This is a genomic window from Caulobacter sp. KR2-114 (genome assembly GCF_049446115.1).
Lineage (GTDB): Bacteria > Pseudomonadota > Alphaproteobacteria > Caulobacterales > Caulobacteraceae > Acaudatibacter.
The window spans coordinates 579,868-596,550 of sequence record NZ_JBMSEC010000001.1 but is presented as its reverse complement, the minus strand read 5'-3'; the positions used below and the strand labels follow the sequence as shown (position 1 = coordinate 596,550).

The window sequence follows — 16,683 nt, the reverse complement described above, 5'->3', positions numbered from 1 at the left end:
CGCCGCACATCGGTTACTCAACCCGTGCTTACGCCGCGCGACCCTTGCCAGCCCGGGCGCGGCAGGCAACAAAGCGGCCCGGGCCGCTCGATAGCGTCGCCCTGGGTTGGTGAAGGTGGGTGCATGGGAAGGACGATCGGCATGGCGGTGATCCCCTTCATCGGGCGGCTGAGCCGCGGTGAGACGCTGCCGGAGCCGGGGCTGACGCCGCAGGGCTTCGAGGGGCCGCACCTGCCCGAGGCGGACGTCATCCCTCATCCGGAGAATGGCGCCGACCATCCGGCCGCCAGCGAGGCGGTGGGCCAGCGGGCCTTCGTCATCCGCTATCGCGACCACGCCGGCCAGGTCAGCGCCCGCCGGATCGTGGCGCTGGAGGTGTTCGAGGCCGACGGCGGCGCCTTCCTCAAGGCCCGCTGCGTCGAGCGCCAGGCGCTGCGCAACTTCCGCGTCGACCGCATCGAGGCGATCGCCCACGGGGTCACCGGCGAGGACCTGGGACCGCCTGACGAGATCTTTCGCCAGGCGCTGGCCCACCCGGTGCGCCGCTCCCCGTCGGCCCGGGCCGCGGTCCGCTACGCTCTGCGCGCGCTGATGACCGTCGCCCGCGCCGATGGCGTGGTGTCGGAGGACGAGCTGGACGTGATCGAGGTGTTCCTGGAGATGGCCCTGCCGGACGCCTCCGAGGAGGACATCGCCGGCCTGGTCGACTACGCCGCCGGCCTGGCCCCCAGCTTCGAGACCTTCCTGCACGCGGTGGACGAGGTGGCCCTGGCCGACGCCAAGCTGGCGGAGATCATGGCCGGCGCCGCCCTGACCCTGGCCAAGGCGCACGGCAGTGTCGAAGCCGACGAGGCCGACCTGGTCGACGACATGGCCATGATCCTGAAGGCGCACCGCGCCCCGGCCTAGGGTCGCGACAGGCCTTCTCTTCCCCCGCGCGCGGACCGCGAGCGGGGGAAGAGGTTGGGCGAAGCCTATTACTGCTGCTGCTGTTGCTGCTGCTGGCGCTGCTGGTCGATCAGGGCGGCGCTGGAGGCGCGGCGGCGGCCGCCGTTGAAGGTGGGCTGGGCCATGCGCATGAACTCGGGCTCGGCGATTGCGGTGCGGGCGCGGCGCACCGAGACCCCGACCGCCAGCTGGCTCTCGGCCTCGCCCTTGTACACGCCCTGCGAGGGCGGCACGTCCGCGTAGTCGCGGCCCACGGCCACGGCCACGTGGCGCTCGCCGGTGACTACGTTGTTGGTGGGATCCAGTCCGACCCAGCGCAGCGACGGCAGGAACACCTCGATCCAGGCGTGGGTGGCGTCGGGATCGGAGCGGTCGCCCTCGGTGCGGTTGGTGAACAGGTAGCCCGAGACGTAACGCGCCGGGATCTCCCAGCCGCGGCAGATGGCGATCATGATGTGGCTGAAGTCCTGGCAGACCCCGCGCCCCTCCTCCAGGGCGTGGTCGATGGGGCTGTCGGCCGTGGTCACGCCGGTCTCGTAGTCGAAGGCGTCGTAGATCACGCCCATCAGCTTGCGCACCGCGGTCAGCGGGTCGAAATGGCGCAACTCGTCGATCTGGTGGCGCTCGATGAAGGCGCGCAGGGCCGGGGTCTCCACCGCGTAGCCGTGCGGGCGCAGGAAGTCGAAGCATTCCCCGCGCACGAAGTCGCTCTTCAGCCGGTCCCACTCGCCGCGGTCCAGGGCTTCCGGCAGGTCCGGCTGCCCGGCCGTCTCCACCGCCGAGCGGGCGACGATGGTCAGCCGTTCGTGCGGCTGCGGCACGTCGAAGTGATAGACCGCGTTGCCGAAGGCGTCGGCGTAGGAGAACAGCTGCGCCGGCGGCTCGACCTCCAGCTCGAAGCTGACCAGGCGCTGGGAGCCGGACTTCTGCGGCTGCATCCAAAGCTCCATGACGCTTTCGCGCACCGAGGCGTCGTAGTGGTACTGGGTGACGTGGCGGACTTCGAGCAGCATCGGGTCTCTTTGCCTCGGGGCGAGGGGGCGGCGATCAGGCCGGCAGGCTCAGTTCCAGGGGATAGGCGACGAAGGTGTCGTAGATGGCTTCGTGGATGGCCGCGCACTCGTCGGCGACCGCCGCCAGCAGGGAATGCGCCCCCGCAGCCTCGACCTCCTCGGCGTCGGCGTACTTCAGCCGCGCGTTCAGCCGGCCGGCCAGCCGCAGGGCGTCGGCCCGCTCGCCTTCCAGCCGGCGTGACAGGTGCGCCAGGCTCTCCTCGATGCGCTCGGTGGCGAAGCGGATCGAGCGCGGGAAGTCTTCGTCGAACAGCAGGAATTCCAGGATGAAGCGCGGATTGATGTCGGCCGTGTAGACCCGCAGGTAGGGCTCCAGGGCGCAGGCCATGCGCAGCAGGCTCATCAGGGCGATGTGGTCCGCCGCCACCGGCCGCTGGCCCTCGCTGAAGCAGACCTCAAGCAGGCGCGCCATCAGCTGCGCGCGCTCGATGTAGATGCCGGCCAGCATGAAGCGCCAGCCTTCGCCGTGGCTCATGGTGGCGTCGGCCGCGCCCTTGAACAGGTGCAGGTCGGCGATGATCTCCTGCAGGAAGCCCGCGGCGTCGTCGGCGAAGGCCTCTTCCACCCCGGGGTCGATGACCTTGAGGTACAGAAGGTTCAGCCGCTCCCAGGTCTCGGTGGTGATCTGGTCGCGCACCTGGCGGGCGTTTTCCCGGGCCCGCGACAGCGACACCAGCACCGAGCCGTGGTCCTCCTTGTCCAGCGCCAGGGCGTGCGCCGACTGGAACACCTGGGCGGCGCGGTGCGGGTCGGGGTCGCCCACCGCCGCCAGGGCGATGTGCGCGGCCTGGGCCGCCGCGTCCGTGCGGTCGAGGTTGGCGTTGAGCATCACCACCGCCAGGCGCGACAGGTGCTCGGCGCGCTCCACGTAGCGGCCGATCCAGTACAGGCTGTCGGCGACGCGGGCGAGCATCATGGCCGGCCTCCCTTGGCGGGCCGGTTGGCCTCCTCGAGGGCGGCGGTGTCGGCGTCCTCGGCCAGCACCCAGGTGTCCTTCGACCCCCCGCCCTGGCTGGAGTTGACCACCAGCGAGCCGCGCTTCAGGGCCACCCGGGTCAGGGCGCCCGGCGTGACGACGATCTTGTCGCCCGACAGGATGAACGGGCGCAGGTCCACGTGCCGCGGCTCGATATTGCCGTCCACCAGGCAGGGCGCGGTGGACAGCTGGATGGTGGGCTGGGCGATGTAGTTGCAGGGATCGGCCTTCAGCGCCTCGGCGAAGTCGGCGCGTTCCCTGGCCGAGGCGTGCGGCCCCACCAGCATGCCGTAGCCGCCCGAGGCGCCCACCGCCTTGACCACGAACTTGTCGAGGTTGGCCAGCACGTGGCTCAGCTGCGACGGCTCGCGGCACAGGTAGGTCTCGACGTTGGGCAGGATGGCGTCCTCGCCCAGGTAATAGCGGATGATGTCCGGCACATAGGCGTACACCGCCTTGTCGTCGGCCACCCCGGTGCCGGGCGCGTTGCAGATCACCACGTTGCCGGCGCGGTAGGCGTTGAACAGGCCCGCCGCCCCCAGCGAGGAGTCGCGGCGGAACGACAGCGGGTCGATGAAGTCGTCGTCCACCCGCCGATAGATCACGTCCACCCGGCGCAGGCCGTTGGTGGTGCGCATGTAGACCATGTTGTCGTGCACCACGAGGTCGCGCCCCTCCAGCAGGGGCACCCCCATCAGGCGCGCGAGATAGGCGTGCTCGTAGTAGGCGGAGTTGTAGACCCCCGGGGTCAGCACCACGACCTGCGGGTTCGATCGCCACTCGCTGGACATGCTCTTCAGCGTCGCCAGCAGCAGGTCGGGATAGCGCTCCACCGGCCGCACCCCGGCCTGGCGGAAGGTGCCCGGGAAGGTGCGGCGCGAGGCGTCGCGGTTGGCCAGCATGTAGCTGACCCCGGACGGGACGCGCAGATTGTCCTCCAGCACGTAGAAATCGCCGTCGGTCCCGCGGATCAGGTCCGATCCGCAGACGTTGGCGTAGGCCTTGTGCGGCACATAGAGGTGCTGCATCTGCCGGCGGAACGAGGGGGCGCTCAGCACCAGCTCGCGCGGGATCACCCCGTCCATCAGGATGCGCTGGTCGCCGTAGATGTCGGCCAGGAACATGTTCAGCGCCCGCAGGCGCTGGGTCAGGCCCTTCTCGATCACCGACCATTCGTTCGCCGGGATGATCCGCGGGAACAGGTCGGTGGGGATGATCCGCTCGGTGGAGCTCTCCGCGCCGTAGACGGTGAAGGTGATGCCCTGCAGCAGGAACGAGCGCTCCAGCGTTTCCTGGCGCTCCTCCAGCTCGTCGGCCCCCAGGGTCTCGATGCGGTTGCGCAGCAGCTCGTAGTGCGGTCGCGTCGCCCCGTCGGCGGCGAACATCTCGTCATAGGCCTCGCCCGGCATGTAGCCGGTCTGCGGCGCAGGATGCACGCCGGGCAGGACCCCCTGGGTCTCGGGAATTTCCACGGTCTGGGCTTGGGCCACGCTGTCGCCTGAACTCATCCTCTTCCTTGTCGATTCATGCCCATGCCGGACGGTCCGCCGCAACGGGTGACTCCGCCCGCGCCCCCCTTGAACAGCCGGCGCCCAACCTTTGTGCAGTTTTCCGTCGGACCGCGAAAGCCCTTCCACGAGGCCCTGCGGCGGCATCACAGGTGACAATGCCGAAACACGCCTCTACACGGGGCGGAGCGGGGGCGCGGGGGCAGCGTGCGTGGGAAGCGTGGCTTGAAACGAAGACGTCTCGCGACCGACGCCTCGAAGCCCGCCCCTTGCGGCGCAAGGCTTCGCGGCGCCGGTGGCGGCGTGTTCGCGCCGGGACTGGCGGCCGTGGCGGCGCTGCTGCTGTCCGCCGCGGGGACGGCCCGCGCCGACGAGGCCAAGGCCACGGTGGACGGCAATCTCGACAAGGGCCTGCGCCAGGAGATCCAGCGCGCCATCGGCACGGTGAAGACTCGCCCCGATTCCAGCTTCGACGCCCGCCAGCGCGCCGGCGACGCCATGGGCGACGCCATCGCCGTGCTGCGCTCCGAGGGCTACTACGGCTACGACGTCGAGCCGGACGTGGCCGACAGCGACCCGCCGCAGGCGATGCTGCACATCGACACCGGCCCGCGCTTCCTGATCAAGGCGCCGCAGGTGGAGTGGGTCGGGCTGCCGCCCAAGGCCGACGCCCTGCAGGCGGCGCTGGAGGCCATGAAGCTGGCCCCCGGCGTTCCCGGCCGCGCCGCCGACGTGGTGGCCGCGGAGGGGCGCATCGTCGCCACCGTGCAGAAGCAGGGCTACGCCGACGCCGCCGCCCAGCCGCGGGTGGTGATTGTCGACCACGCCGACAACACGGTGCAGCCCACCTACAAGGTCGCCGCCGGCGACCTGGTGCGCCTGGACGGGGTGACGGTGATCACCGACGGGCGCACCAATCCGGCCTGGGTGCGGGGCCTGGCGCCCTGGAAGCACGGCGACGTCTATTCGCCCAAGGCGGTGGCCGAGCTGGAGCGGCGCCTGACCGACGTGGGCGTCTATGACCAGATCACCGTCGCCCTGGCGCCGAAGGACAAGGCGGTGGACGGCTATCGCCCGGTGATCGTCAGCCTGGCCGACCGGCCGCCGCATACCCTGGAGCTCGGCGCGGGCTTTTCCACCACCGGCGGCACGACGGTGAACACCAACAACCTCGAGGGCGGGGCGGACTTCTCGACGACCGAGGGCTCGGGCGTCGACGGCAAGCTGATCTGGTACAACCGGCTGCACCGGGCCGACACCTTGACGCTGGGCGCCCGCATCTACAACATCCAGCAGAAGCTCGACCTGGAGCTGGACCTGCCGCACTGGCGCCGGCCGCGCCAGACGCTGAAGATCGGCGCCGGTCTGTTCGGCGACCGCACGGACGCCTTCAGCGACTATGGCGGTGGGGCCCGGGTGGAAATCGAGCGCCGCTATTCCCAGTGGTCCTACGTCAGCGTCGGCGCCGCCGCGGACTATGTCACCACCACCGAAAAGACCGCGGTCAATTCCCAGGCGCTACCGGTCGGCGAGAAGCTGCGGCTGTTCATTCCCTCGGTGCTTGGCGCCTTCGCCATCGACAAGTCCGACGACCTGCTGAACCCGACGCACGGCTGGCGGCTGGACATGCGCGGCGAGCCGACCCTGGTGACCGGCGACCGCTCGCTGACCTATCTGAAGCTGCAGGGCGAGGCCTCGGCCTATCTGCCGTTCGGCAGCAACGCCAGCACCGTGCTCGCCGGCCGTATCCACGTGGGCTCGATCATCGGCGGCCGGATCCCCGGCGTGCCCACCGACCGGCGGTTCTTCGCCGGTGGCGGTGGTTCGGTGCGCGGCTACGGCTACCAGGCGGTGGGTCCGCGCCTGTCGGACAACACGCCCGAGGGGGGGCTGTCGCTGGTCGAGACCTCGTTCGAGGTGCGCCAGAAGGTGACCGGACGCTGGGGCGTGGTGGGCTTCGTCGACGCCGGCTCGGTGGGATCGACGTCCTCGCCCGATTTCAAGAACATGCGCGCCGGGGTCGGCGTCGGCGTGCGCTATGACCTGGGCTTCGGCCCGATCCGTCTCGACGTCGCCACACCGCTGGCGCGGCGGAAGGGCGATTCGCCGTTCCAGCTGTACATCTCCATCGGTCAGGCCTTCTGATGAGCGCCCCCGACGCCAACGCCCCCGACGCCGCCATCACCCCGGGCGCCCCGCCGCCGCCCCGCCGCCCAGCGCCCCGCGCGGCGCGTATCGCCGCCCACGTCGTCGCCTGGACGCTGCTGCTGCTGCTGGGCGCTGTCCTGGTGGCGCGCTTCGGCGTGCAGACCCCCTGGGGCCGGCAGGCGGTGGAGCGGGCGCTGGACGGGACCAGGGTCGGCCGGCTGGGCCACCTGCGGCTCTCCGGCCTGCACGGCGATGTGTTCGAGAATTTCAGCGTCGACCGGCTGGCGCTGGACGATGGCCACGGCGCCTGGGCCGAGGCCCGCAACGTCTCCATGCGCTGGAGCTGGCAGGCGCTGTTCGCCCGCCGGTTCCACGCCACCACGATCGCCGCGCGACAGTTGACCCTGATCCGCCGCCCTGTGCTGGGGCCGCCGTCCGGTCCGTCCGGCCCGGCGCCGGTGTCGGTGGCGATCGATCGCCTGACCGCCCGGGTCGAGATGCTGCCCGCGTTTTCCGACCAGCGCGGCGTCTATGACCTGTCCGGCGGATTCACGGTCGGACGCCGGTCCGACGCCAAGGGGACCCTGACGGCGCTGAGCGTGCTGCATCCCGGCGACCACCTGAAGGCGGTGTTCGACGTCGAGGGGACTCGCCGGTTCTCGGTGGACGCCGACGCCAGCGAGGCCAAGGGCGGTGCGCTCGCCGGCTCCCTGGGCCTGGCCGCCGACCAGCCGTTCCACATGACGGCGCATGCCAAGGGCACGGTGAGCGCCGGCCAGTTCGCCCTCCTGACCCAGGTGGGCCAGAGCCGGCCGCTGGACGCCTCGGGCGCCTGGACCCCGCAGGGCGGCTCGGCCACCGGGGTGCTGCAGCTGGCCGCCTCGCGCCTCCTCGCCGGATATGTGCATCGCCTGGGGCCGGAAGTGCGCTTCGACGTCGCCGGCGCAAAGGCTCCCGACCGCTTCTTCACCTTCACCCTCAACGCCAGCGCCGAGAACGCGAAGCTCACGGCCAGGGGCGAGGCCGACGTCGGCCGGCGCGCCATGGGGCCGCAAGGCGTCGACCTGGATCTGCAGGTGGTCGATTCCAACCGCATCCTCTCGTGGCCCAAGCTTGGGCCCAGCCACTTCAGCGGCAGGCTCACCGGCACGGGCGCCCACTGGGGCGTCGCCGGCAAGGGCGAGATCCGTCAGAGCGAGCTGATGGGCTTCAGCCTCGCCCGGCTGGACGGTCCGTTCCAGCTGGACGTCGCCAAGGGGCAGACCAGCCTGAAGATCACCGCCCAGGGCGACGGCGGCGCGGGCCGCGGGCTGCTGGCGGCGATGCTCGGCGCCCGGCCCTCGGCCGCGGCCGAGATCGACTGGCTGGCGGGCAACCGGATGCTGATGCGCCGGCTGATGGTCCAGGCCCCGGGCCTGAAGGTCACCGGCGAGGGCGATCACAGCCTGTTCGGCGGCCTCAGCTTCAAGGGCGACGCGGCGATCTCCAACCTGGCGGCGGCGCATGCCGGCGCCCACGGCCTGGTGAAGGCCAGCTGGAGCGCGCACCAGGACAGCGGCCACGAGGAGGGCGGCAAGCCCTGGACCATCAGCTTCGACGCCAAGGGCGAGAGCTTCGCGGCGGGCCTCGGCGACCTCGACCGGCTGATGGGCCAGACGCCGCGCCTGCAGGCCAAGGCGGACTACAAGAACGGGGTGTTCAAGGTCAGCCAGTCGCTGCTCGACGGCTATGCCGGCTCCCTGGGCGCGACGGGGGACATCGGGCCGGACGCGGCGCTCAAGCTGGCGCTGGACTGGAAGGCGTCGGGGCCGTTCGAGTTCGGTCCGATCGAGGTGGCGGGCGCGGCCAAGGGCGGCGGTTCGCTGACCGGCACGATGAACGATCCGCGCGCCGACCTGAAGGCCGACTTCGCCGAGATCGACCTGCCGTACATGCCGCTGCAGAACGCGCATCTGGACCTCACCTTCATGCGCGGGCCGAACGCCACCGACGGGCGGGTCGCGCTGGCGGGCGCCAGCCCCTACGGCCCCGCCCGCGGCGCCGCCGCCTTCCGCTTCCTCACCGGCGGCATGGACCTGGACGGCATCGCCGTGGACGGCGGCGGCCTCAGCGCCTCCGGCTCCCTGGCGCTGCGCCGCGGGCAGGCCTCCAGCGGCGACCTGACCCTGGCGCTGGGCCCCGGGGCCTTCCTCAGCCAGGGCCGCGCCGACGGCCGGCTGCTGATCACCGACGCGCCCGGCGGCGCGCGCGCCCAGCTGTCGCTGGCGGCGACCAACGCCGCGCTGAAGTCCGGCGGCCTGGCCGTGAAGACCCTGAACCTGCGCGCCGACGGCCCGCTGATGCGGCTGCCCTACGAGGTCGCCGCCGAGGGGGTGACCACCACCGGCCCGTGGAAGCTGTCGGGCGCCGGCGTGGCCAGCCAGTTCGGCAGCGACAACGTCTTCACCTTCCAGGGCGGCGGGCGCGTGCGGCGCGCCGACTTCAAGACCCTGTCCCCGGCCGAGCTGCGCTTCGGCGACCGCGGCATGGCGGCCAAGGCGCAGATCAGCCTGGGCGGCGGCTCGGCCAACATCGACTGGCGCGACATCGACGGGGCGCTGAACGCCAAGGCCGCGCTCAGCAACGTCAGCCTGGGCCTGCTGGACCAGGACTTCGTCGGCCGCTTCGACGCCGATCTCGACCTGTCGGGCCGGGGCAAGGCGCTGGGCGGCACGCTGAAGGCCAAGCTGGAGGGGGCCGGCGGGCGCGATCTGAAGGGGGCCCAGCCGCTGAGCGGCCAGGTGGACGCCGCCCTGACCAGCAACTCGCTGACGGTCGACGCCGCCCTCGGCAGTCCCGACGGCCTGCGCTCCACGGCGCACGTGGTGCTGCCGGCCGAGACCTCCGCCGCGCCGTTCCGCATCGCCCTGGTGCGCACCCGGCCGATGTCCGGCCGCTTCGACATCAACGGCGAGCTGAAGCCGATCTGGGACCTGGTGATGGGCTCGGAGCGCTCGGTGTCCGGCAAGGTCACCGCCCAGGGCGAGCTGCGCGGCACCCTGCGCGATCCCGGCGCGGTGGGAACCCTGGCGCTGGACAACGGCAAGTTCACCGACGCGGAGACCGGGCTGAAGCTGCAGGACGTCACCCTGCGCGCCGCGCTCGACGACTATGCGGTGGACGTCAGCCAGGTCAGCGGCGCCGACGGCCACGGCGGCCAGGCCTCGGGCTCGGGCCGGATCAGCCTGTTCCGCGAAGGGGATTCGACCTTCCGGCTGAACCTCAAGGCGTTCCGGCTGATCGACAACAAGCTGGGTTCGGCCACCGCCAGCGGCCAGGCGACCCTCGACCGCGCCGCCGACGGCAAGATCCGCATCGTCGGCGCCCTGGGCATCGACCGGGCCGACATCGCCGCCAACCCGCCGATCCCCTCCGGCGTGGTGCCGATGGACGTCATCGAGATCAACCAGCCGGTGGACCTGACCAGCGCCGTGCGCGGGCCGCCGCCGCGGGAGGCGCCGGTGGCGCTGGACGTCACCCTGAAGGCCAACCGCGGGGTGTTCGTGAAGGGCAGGGGCCTGGATGTGGAGCTGTCGCTGGACGCCCATGTCACCGGCACGACCAACACGCCGGTGCTCGGCGGGACCGCGCGGGTGGTGCGTGGCGACTACGACTTCGCCGGCAAGCGGTTCCAGTTCGACAACCGCGGCGTGATCTACCTCGGCTCGACGGCCGAGGCGATCCGGCTGGACCTGACGGCGACCCGGGACGACCCGGCGCTGACCGCGGTGATCCGCATCACCGGCACCGCCGCCAAGCCCAAGATCGCGCTCACCTCGACGCCGGTGCTGCCCACCGACGAGGTCCTCTCCCAGGTGCTGTTCGGTTCGTCCGCCAGCCAGCTGAGCTCGGGCGAAGCGGCGCAACTGGCCTCGGCGCTCTCGGCCCTGGCCACGGGCGGCGGCTTCGACGTGGTCGGCGGGCTGCGCAACTTCGCCCGCCTCGACCGCCTGGCGTTCGGCTCGGACGCCTATGGCGCGGCCACGGTCGCCGGCGGCAAGTACCTGACCGACAACGTCTATCTCGAGGTCGGCGGCGGCGGCCGCGAAGGCGCCACGGCCTCGATCGAGTGGCGCGTGAAGAAGACCCTGTCGTTCATCTCCCGCGTCACCCGCCAGGGCGACACGCGGCTGAGCGTGCGCTGGCGCAAGGACTACTGAGGCGGCGGTTCCCTGCTGGAGCCCCCATCCCCGCCTTCGGCGGTACTTCCCCCAGAGGGGGAAGAGATCGGTAAGCGCTGTCAGATTCTCTTCCCCCTCTGGGGGAAGTCCCCGCGAAGCGGGGGATGGGGGCTCCAGCGCAGCGCTATCCCGCCAGCATCGGCAGGGCGGTGGTGAACTTGATCTCTTCCATGGCGAAGCTGGAGCTGACGTCGGCCAGCGGGGCGGTGGCGATCAGGCGCTTGTAGAAGCGGTCGTAGGCGGCGATGTCGGCCACGGCGACCTTCAGCAGATAGTCCACCTCGCCGCTGATGCGGTAGAATTCCAGCACCTCGGGCAGGGCGCGTGCGCCGCGGGCGAAGGCGGCGATCCACTCGGCGTCGTGCCGGTTGGTGCGCACCGAGACGAACACCACCAGGGGCGCGCCGGCCGCTTCGCGATCCACCAGGGCGACGCGGCGGGTGATCACGCCCTCGTCCTGCAGCCGCTTGACCCGCTTCCAGCAAGGCGTCTGCGACAGCCCCACGCGCTGGGCCAGGTCGGCGATGGCCACGGTGGCGTCGTCCTGCAGCACGGCCAGGATGCGGCGGTCGATGGCGTCGAGAGGCATGTTCTTCCTGGGGGTCAATTTCGAGAACCAGATTCTCGATATCACAAATTGCGCAGTCAGATCGAAGAAGCCATTCCCCGCATCCGGCGCGACATTGGCCCCAGCCTGATTTGTCGGAGTTCGATCCATGCTGGAGCGCTTCTCGGAGCATCCCCATTCCGTCGGCGAGAGCTATGGCCAGCACCTGGGGACGGCCTGGAGCTTCGCCTTCACCCTGCTGGGCGCGGGGCTGGCCGCCCTGGCGCATGGGCTGGCGCCGTTCCTGTTCGAGCACACCGCCAGCGACACCGTGCAGCGGCTCAACGCGCGAATGATCGCGCGCCGGGCGTCGGGCGCCGCAAGCCGGCCTCAGCCCTTGAAGCCGGTCGCCACGATGTAGACTTCGGAGCTGTCGGCCCGGCTGGCCTTGGGCTTGACGTTCCGTACGTCGGTGAAGTGGCGCTTCAGTTCGCCGAACATCACGCCGGTCTCGCCCCCCTGGAACGCCTTGGCCACGAAGGCGCCGCCGGGCTTCAGCACCTGGATGGCGAACTCCGCGGCGGCCTCGATCAGGCCCATGATCCGCAGGTGGTCGGTCTGGCGGTGGCCGATGGTGTTGGGGGCCATGTCCGACAGCACGAGGTCCGGCGCGCCGCCCAGCAGTTCGATCAGCCGTTCGCCGCAGCCCGGCTCGGTGAAGTCCGCCTGGATCAGCGCCGCGGGGGGCAGGGGGTCCACCGCCAGCAGGTCGACGCCCGCCACAGCGCCGACGCCCTTCTGCAGCGCCACCTGCACCCAGCCGCCCGGCGCACAGCCCAGGTCGATCACCCGCGCGCCCTTGCGCAGCAGATGGAACCGCTCGTCGATCTCCAGCAGCTTGAAGGCGGCGCGTGAGCGGTAGCCGCGGGCCTTGGCCTCGGCGACGTACGGATCGTTCAGCTGCCGCTCCAGCCAGGCCTGGGACGAGGGCGTGCGGTCCTTGGCGCTCTTCAGCCGCTTGGCGGTCTGGCGTCCGGCGTCGGTGCCGCCGGTGGGCGGGCGCACCATGCGCTTGCGGGGCGGTTCGTCACTCATGGCCGGCCTCCCGCGCGGCGGGCCTCGACGGCCGGCGGCGGCGCGGCCGGCGGCGGCGCTGCTCCGACATCAGGGACAGCAGCAGGCCCTCGCGCAGGCCGCGGTCGGCGACGCGGACCCGGTCGCACGGCCAGACCTCCTGCACCGCCTGCAGAATGGCGGCGCCCGCCAGCACCAGGTCGGCGCGGTCGGGGCCGATGCAGGGTTCGGCGGCGCGCTCCACCGGACCCAGGCTCGCCAGGCGGTTGGCCACCGTCTCGCACTCCTGCCGGGTCATCCACAGGCCGTCGACCTTGGTGCGGTCGTAGCGGCGCAGGCCCAGGTGCAGGCCGGCCAGGCTGGTGATCGCGCCGGAGGTGCCCACGAGGTGTGCTCGGCCGGCCTCGAAGATCGGGCGGAAGTCGTCGGCGTGGGGGAAGGCGGCGAGTTCGTGCTTCACCGCCTCGACCATGTCGCGGAACCAGGCGCCGTCGCCGACCCGCTCAGGGAAGCGCTCGGCCAGGGTCACCACGCCCATCGGGATCGACAGCCACGCCTTGATCGGCAGGCGCCAGTGGGCGAGGCGCTTGGGGTCGACGTCCAGGCCGCGGTCGGCCAGGTCGATCCAGGAGAGCTCCGTCGAGCCGCCGCCCACGTCCAGCACCAGGGCCGCCTCGGACGTGCGGTCCAGCAGGTTCAGGCAGCCGGCGACGGAGAGCTGAGCCTCCTCGCGCGGGGTGATGATCGACAGCTTCAGGCCGGTGCGCTCGGCGACCTGTTCCACGAACTCCGCGCCGTTCTCGGCCGAGCGGCAGGCCTGGGTGGCGATGGCGCGCACCTTCACCGCGCCGCGGCGCTGGATCTTGTCGGCGCACACGCGCAGCGCGCCCATCGCCCGTTCCATGGCGTCGGGCGAGAGACGGCCGGTCTGGCTGAGGCCCTCGCCGAGCCGGACGATGCGCGAATAGGCGTCGACGATGCGGAAGCCGCGGGCCGTCGGCGTGGCGATCAGCAGCCGGCAGTTGTTCGTACCCAGATCGAGCGCGGCAAAAGTGCGCTGCTCGTCCGGCGCGCGTCTCGGGCCGGTCCCGCGACCGCCCGGCGCCCTTGCCGCCTCACCCATGTCTTGCCCTAACACTCTGAAGGCAAAGGGCTTTTGACAGGGCGCCCCCGCCTCGCTTCGCGGTGACCTTAGCAACCCTTTTCGCCTTGCGATAGCCGCCCCCATAAGGCAAACGGAGCCATAACCGTTCATCTTCCAGTCAGGGGTTGGGGTGTAGCGTCATCTCATGAGTGTTCGACTCGCCAAGTTTGCCATTGGCCAAGTGGTCAAGCACCGGGTGTACAACTTCCGGGGCGTGATCTTTGACGTCGACCCGGTGTTCGCCAACACGGAAGAGTGGTGGTCGGCCATTCCGGAAGAGGTCCGGCCACGCAAGGACCAGCCGTTCTATCACCTGCTGGCCGAGAACGATCAGACGACCTACGTCGCCTATGTCTCCGAGCAGAATCTACTGCCCGACGAGAGTGGAGAGCCGGTGCAGCACCCGCACACCGCGCTGATCTTCGAGACCTTCAAGGGCGACCACTACGAGCTGCGCCCGCGCATCACCCACTGAGGTCGCAGGGGATTTCTCCCCACCGTCAAACACCCCCGCGAGGAACAAGCCGGTTCGCATGATGCGGCCAGCCGACGCCGGCGCACCCACCCTCAAGTCAATCCGCCAGGCGCCCGGATCGGGGCGCTCGCGCCCGCCCGAATCGGGCGCCCTGCCGGCCGCATGGCCGCAACGGCGCGGGCCCCGCGCGGGTTGCAGACTTAAGGTCAAGCGGGTGCGGAAATGGCGTGGACGGATCTCTTCAGGACAGGTCGGAGCTTCGGGGTCGAGCCGCGGCGGCGTCCGCCGGAGCCCCGGCCGGACCAGGCCTGGCTGCACATCCGCTCGGTGGCCGCCGACGGCCGGCGCCATCTGCTGCAGTATGCGGTCGCCGACGACTTCGGCGCGGTGATGCTGAGTGCGTTCGTGCGCGTCGAGAGCCCGGTGGGCGAGCCCACCGAGGCCGCGTGCGCCGCGGTGGCCGGCGCCCATGCCCTGGACTGGCGGGGTCTGGAAGGGGCGCTGTCGGTATGCGAGGGGCTGCGGCTCACGGCTTTCGGCGCAGGCCTCGCCCGCGGCCTGCTGCCGGCGCCGGCGACCGATCGCCTGGCCGGCTTCGACTGCGCCCGCGAGCGCTTCGTGCGCCTGGCGCGCCGCGAGCGGCTGCGGCTGGAGCCCGGCGAGCCGGCCGAGCTGAACGACGCCCGCGCCCTGGTCGGCCTGCCGCCGGAACGCAATCCTGACGCGGCGCTGCGGGCGCTGGCGCTGCGGGACCTGTGCCGCTGGATGGACGGACGCTCGGACCGGGCCGAGCCTCGCAGTTTCCTGCAATAGGGCGCCGTTTACGCCGGCTCGATCAGGCCAGCCGGGACAGGTCGTGGAAGAAGCCGTCCAGACTGGCGGCCGGGCCCACATGATAGAGGCCGTCCTCGCTGCGGCGAACCTCGCCACGCGCGGTCAGGGCGGCCAGCTTGCGGCGCACCGTCTCGCGGGGGATGCCGGTGATCTCGGCGATGCTGAAGGCGTTGAGGCCCCTGGCCGGCGCCGCGCTGACCTGCGCCGCGGCCCGCGCCTGGCCGTGCTCCGCCAGCATGAACACCATGTAGATCAGGTACTGGTCGAGGTCGCCGTCGAACCGTCCGCGCATTTCGGTGAGCACCGCCGAGAACTGGCCGCCCCACTTGTATAGCCGCCGCGCCTCCTCCGCCGTGCGGGTGGGCGCCGGGTCCTCCGGAGGGGCCGACCCCGCCGCGCCGTCGTCCGGCCGCGCCGCCGCGTAGGCCAGGTAGCGCCGCAGCCGCGCCCCGCCCGAACGATAGCTCAGCGGCGTCGGCCGCTCGGTGGGGGCCAGGGGACCGCCGCCGGAGGCGGGGCGCACGATCGGGCAGGGTTCAGGGGGCGGCAATGCGCTCGACATCACTTCAGACCTCGGATGCCACCCCGACCTGAGGTTTAGCAGAGCTTGGCGAACGATCGGTTAAGCGGCCTGTGAATTGTGGGGATAGTTGCCTGAAAAGATTGTGCAATCGGGGACTCCGTCGAGTGGCCGACATTCCACCTGTGGTATAGGCAAAGTTCCATCGCCCGGCTCCGGGCCGGGCGTCGGGTGGGGGCGGCGCCCGGGCCTCAGGGCCTCGCCGCCGCGCCGCCGCGGCGCGCCCGCACCGGGCCGCCGTCCACCCGGATCATCGCGGCGTTGGTGAAGCTCGAGGCGTCGCTGGCGAGGTAGAGGGCCGTGCCGATGATCTCGTCCGGTCGGCCGACGCGCAGGCCGGCCTTGGTGTAACCCGGGTTGTCGGGATCACGCGGATCGGCCCAGTGGTCGGAGATGTCGGTGGCGAAGGGGCCGACGATGATGCTGTTCACCCGCACGTTCGGGCTGTAGGCCGCCGCGAAGCCCTCCGTGAGCGAATTGATCGCCGCCTTGGCCCCCGCATAGGGCAGGGCGTAGGGCGAGGCCGTCACGGCCGCGACCGACGACATGTTGATCACCGACCCCCCGGCGCCCTCGTGCATGCGCTTGCCGACCAGGGCGGTCAGCCGGAAGGGGCCCTTGAAATTCAGGGCGACGACCTTGTCGAAGGCGTCCTCGGTGACCTGGTCGAGGGATGGGTACAGCGGCGACATGCCGGCGTTGTTGACCAGGATGTCGACCTTGCCGAAGTGGTTCCAGACCGCGTCGGCCATCGGTTCGATGGCGTCCCAGCGGCCCAGGTGGCAGCCGTAGGCGAGGGCGCGGCGGCCCCGCGCCTCGACCTCGCCGGCGACGATCTCGCAGGCGTCGACCTTGCGGCTGACCACCGCCACGTCCGCGCCCGCCTCGGCGAAGGCCAGCGCCATCTCCCGCCCCAGCCCCCGCGAGCCGCCGGTGATCAGGGCGACCTTGCCGGAAAGGTCGAAACGGTCCGCCATGGCGTCCTCCTGTCGCTTTCTGCAGCAAAGGGCGGGCGCTGCGCGGCTGTCCAGAGTCACCCCGGGTGAGGTCGCAGCAGAAAGCGCCGCTTCATGCCGCCGCGGCGATTCCCCGGCCTTCCGAAACCCTCTACGGTTGTCGGCAAAGCGGCCGAAGAATGCTGGGGGGCCGTTCGAGG

14 protein-coding genes are annotated in these 16,683 nt (G+C 71.4%); 6 read left to right on the top strand and 8 right to left on the bottom strand.

Annotated elements, in window-relative coordinates; genetic code table 11:
• The first annotated feature begins 123 nt into the window (after nucleotides 1–123).
• On the top strand, nucleotides 124–909 hold the full coding sequence (locus ACO2Q3_RS02605) for a WYL domain-containing protein (protein ID WP_423304841.1): 786 nt from the start codon (nucleotides 124–126) through the stop codon (nucleotides 907–909).
• A gap of 68 nt (nucleotides 910–977) precedes the next feature.
• Here ACO2Q3_RS02605 and ACO2Q3_RS02600 read toward each other — a convergent pair whose 3' ends face one another.
• The 3 genes from ACO2Q3_RS02600 to ACO2Q3_RS02590 are packed head-to-tail and all read right to left on the bottom strand — an operon-like array spanning nucleotide 978 to nucleotide 4,406.
• Nucleotides 978–1,961, bottom strand: a complete 984-nt coding sequence (locus ACO2Q3_RS02600; protein ID WP_423304840.1) for a transglutaminase family protein — start codon at nucleotides 1,959–1,961, stop codon at nucleotides 978–980.
• Between the two features lie 34 nt (nucleotides 1,962–1,995).
• Nucleotides 1,996–2,937 carry an alpha-E domain-containing protein gene (locus ACO2Q3_RS02595; protein ID WP_423304839.1) on the bottom strand — a complete coding sequence of 314 codons (942 nt, stop codon included), beginning with the start codon at nucleotides 2,935–2,937 and terminating at the stop codon, nucleotides 1,996–1,998.
• Nucleotides 2,934–4,406 carry a circularly permuted type 2 ATP-grasp protein gene (locus ACO2Q3_RS02590; RefSeq protein WP_423305646.1) on the bottom strand — a complete coding sequence of 491 codons (1,473 nt, stop codon included), beginning with the start codon at nucleotides 4,404–4,406 and terminating at the stop codon, nucleotides 2,934–2,936. The genes ACO2Q3_RS02595 and ACO2Q3_RS02590 overlap by 4 nt, the downstream gene beginning before the upstream one ends.
• Before the next feature lie 324 nt (nucleotides 4,407–4,730).
• Here ACO2Q3_RS02590 and ACO2Q3_RS02585 point away from each other — a divergent pair, with 324 nt between their 5' ends.
• Nucleotides 4,731–6,650, top strand: a complete 1,920-nt coding sequence (locus ACO2Q3_RS02585) for an autotransporter assembly complex protein TamA (RefSeq protein WP_423304838.1) — start codon at nucleotides 4,731–4,733, stop codon at nucleotides 6,648–6,650.
• Nucleotides 6,650–10,852: a translocation/assembly module TamB domain-containing protein gene (locus tag ACO2Q3_RS02580; protein ID WP_423304837.1), complete on the top strand. Its 4,203-nt coding sequence runs from the start codon at nucleotides 6,650–6,652 to the stop codon at nucleotides 10,850–10,852. Before ACO2Q3_RS02585 ends, ACO2Q3_RS02580 begins: the two co-directional genes overlap by 1 nt.
• Before the next feature lie 145 nt (nucleotides 10,853–10,997).
• Here the strand turns inward: ACO2Q3_RS02580 and ACO2Q3_RS02575 are convergent, their stop codons facing one another.
• Nucleotides 10,998–11,462, bottom strand: a complete 465-nt coding sequence (locus ACO2Q3_RS02575) for an Lrp/AsnC family transcriptional regulator (RefSeq protein ID WP_423304836.1) — start codon at nucleotides 11,460–11,462, stop codon at nucleotides 10,998–11,000.
• A gap of 127 nt (nucleotides 11,463–11,589) precedes the next feature.
• Here ACO2Q3_RS02575 and ACO2Q3_RS02570 point away from each other — a divergent pair, with 127 nt between their 5' ends.
• Nucleotides 11,590–11,841 (top strand): DUF6356 family protein, encoded by a 252-nt coding sequence (locus ACO2Q3_RS02570; protein WP_423304835.1) that lies wholly within the window; start codon nucleotides 11,590–11,592, stop codon nucleotides 11,839–11,841.
• On the opposite strand, the gene ACO2Q3_RS02565 is transcribed toward ACO2Q3_RS02570, so the two are convergent.
• Together ACO2Q3_RS02565 and ACO2Q3_RS02560 are read right to left on the bottom strand one after the other, a co-directional pair.
• The gene (locus tag ACO2Q3_RS02565; protein WP_423304834.1) at nucleotides 11,811–12,515 is read right to left on the bottom strand and encodes an RlmE family RNA methyltransferase; all 705 of its coding nucleotides are present in this window, start codon (nucleotides 12,513–12,515) and stop codon (nucleotides 11,811–11,813) included. The two genes, ACO2Q3_RS02570 and ACO2Q3_RS02565, sit on opposite strands and share 31 nt — an antisense overlap.
• Nucleotides 12,508–13,617, bottom strand: a complete 1,110-nt coding sequence (locus ACO2Q3_RS02560; protein ID WP_423304833.1) for a Ppx/GppA phosphatase family protein — start codon at nucleotides 13,615–13,617, stop codon at nucleotides 12,508–12,510. The genes ACO2Q3_RS02565 and ACO2Q3_RS02560 overlap by 8 nt, the downstream gene beginning before the upstream one ends.
• Nucleotides 13,618–13,783: 166 nt before the next feature.
• Here ACO2Q3_RS02560 and hspQ point away from each other — a divergent pair, with 166 nt between their 5' ends.
• Nucleotides 13,784–14,113, top strand: a complete 330-nt coding sequence (gene hspQ, locus ACO2Q3_RS02555; RefSeq protein WP_423304832.1) for a heat shock protein HspQ — start codon at nucleotides 13,784–13,786, stop codon at nucleotides 14,111–14,113.
• A gap of 222 nt (nucleotides 14,114–14,335) precedes the next feature.
• Nucleotides 14,336–14,926, top strand: coding sequence for a hypothetical protein (locus tag ACO2Q3_RS02550; protein WP_423304831.1), 591 nt, complete (start codon nucleotides 14,336–14,338; stop codon nucleotides 14,924–14,926).
• A gap of 22 nt (nucleotides 14,927–14,948) precedes the next feature.
• Here the strand turns inward: ACO2Q3_RS02550 and ACO2Q3_RS02545 are convergent, their stop codons facing one another.
• Together ACO2Q3_RS02545 and ACO2Q3_RS02540 are read right to left on the bottom strand one after the other, a co-directional pair.
• Nucleotides 14,949–15,509, bottom strand: coding sequence for a hypothetical protein (locus ACO2Q3_RS02545; RefSeq protein WP_423304830.1), 561 nt, complete (start codon nucleotides 15,507–15,509; stop codon nucleotides 14,949–14,951).
• 209 nt (nucleotides 15,510–15,718) lie between these two features.
• Nucleotides 15,719–16,504, bottom strand: coding sequence for an SDR family NAD(P)-dependent oxidoreductase (locus ACO2Q3_RS02540; RefSeq protein WP_423304829.1), 786 nt, complete (start codon nucleotides 16,502–16,504; stop codon nucleotides 15,719–15,721).
• Nucleotides 16,505–16,683: the final 179 nt, after the last annotated feature.

Excerpts from the sequence above, each read along its gene's own strand:
- ACO2Q3_RS02595 (WP_423304839.1), bottom strand. The coding sequence starts at position 2,937 with ATGATGCTCGCCCGCGTCGCCGACAGCCTGTACTGGATCGGCCGCTAC.
- ACO2Q3_RS02570 (WP_423304835.1), top strand. The coding sequence starts at position 11,590 with ATGCTGGAGCGCTTCTCGGAGCATCCCCATTCCGTCGGCGAGAGCTAT.
- ACO2Q3_RS02575 (WP_423304836.1), bottom strand. The coding sequence starts at position 11,462 with ATGCCTCTCGACGCCATCGACCGCCGCATCCTGGCCGTGCTGCAGGAC.
- ACO2Q3_RS02580 (WP_423304837.1), top strand. The coding sequence starts at position 6,650 with ATGAGCGCCCCCGACGCCAACGCCCCCGACGCCGCCATCACCCCGGGC.
- ACO2Q3_RS02590 (WP_423305646.1), bottom strand. The coding sequence starts at position 4,406 with ATGCCGGGCGAGGCCTATGACGAGATGTTCGCCGCCGACGGGGCGACG.
- ACO2Q3_RS02550 (WP_423304831.1), top strand. The coding sequence starts at position 14,336 with ATGGCGTGGACGGATCTCTTCAGGACAGGTCGGAGCTTCGGGGTCGAG.
- ACO2Q3_RS02540 (WP_423304829.1), bottom strand. The coding sequence starts at position 16,504 with ATGGCGGACCGTTTCGACCTTTCCGGCAAGGTCGCCCTGATCACCGGC.
- ACO2Q3_RS02545 (WP_423304830.1), bottom strand. The coding sequence starts at position 15,509 with ATGTCGAGCGCATTGCCGCCCCCTGAACCCTGCCCGATCGTGCGCCCC.
- ACO2Q3_RS02560 (WP_423304833.1), bottom strand. The coding sequence starts at position 13,617 with ATGGGTGAGGCGGCAAGGGCGCCGGGCGGTCGCGGGACCGGCCCGAGA.
- ACO2Q3_RS02605 (WP_423304841.1), top strand. The coding sequence starts at position 124 with ATGGGAAGGACGATCGGCATGGCGGTGATCCCCTTCATCGGGCGGCTG.
- ACO2Q3_RS02600 (WP_423304840.1), bottom strand. The coding sequence starts at position 1,961 with ATGCTGCTCGAAGTCCGCCACGTCACCCAGTACCACTACGACGCCTCG.
- ACO2Q3_RS02565 (WP_423304834.1), bottom strand. The coding sequence starts at position 12,515 with ATGAGTGACGAACCGCCCCGCAAGCGCATGGTGCGCCCGCCCACCGGC.
- hspQ (WP_423304832.1), top strand. The coding sequence starts at position 13,784 with ATGAGTGTTCGACTCGCCAAGTTTGCCATTGGCCAAGTGGTCAAGCAC.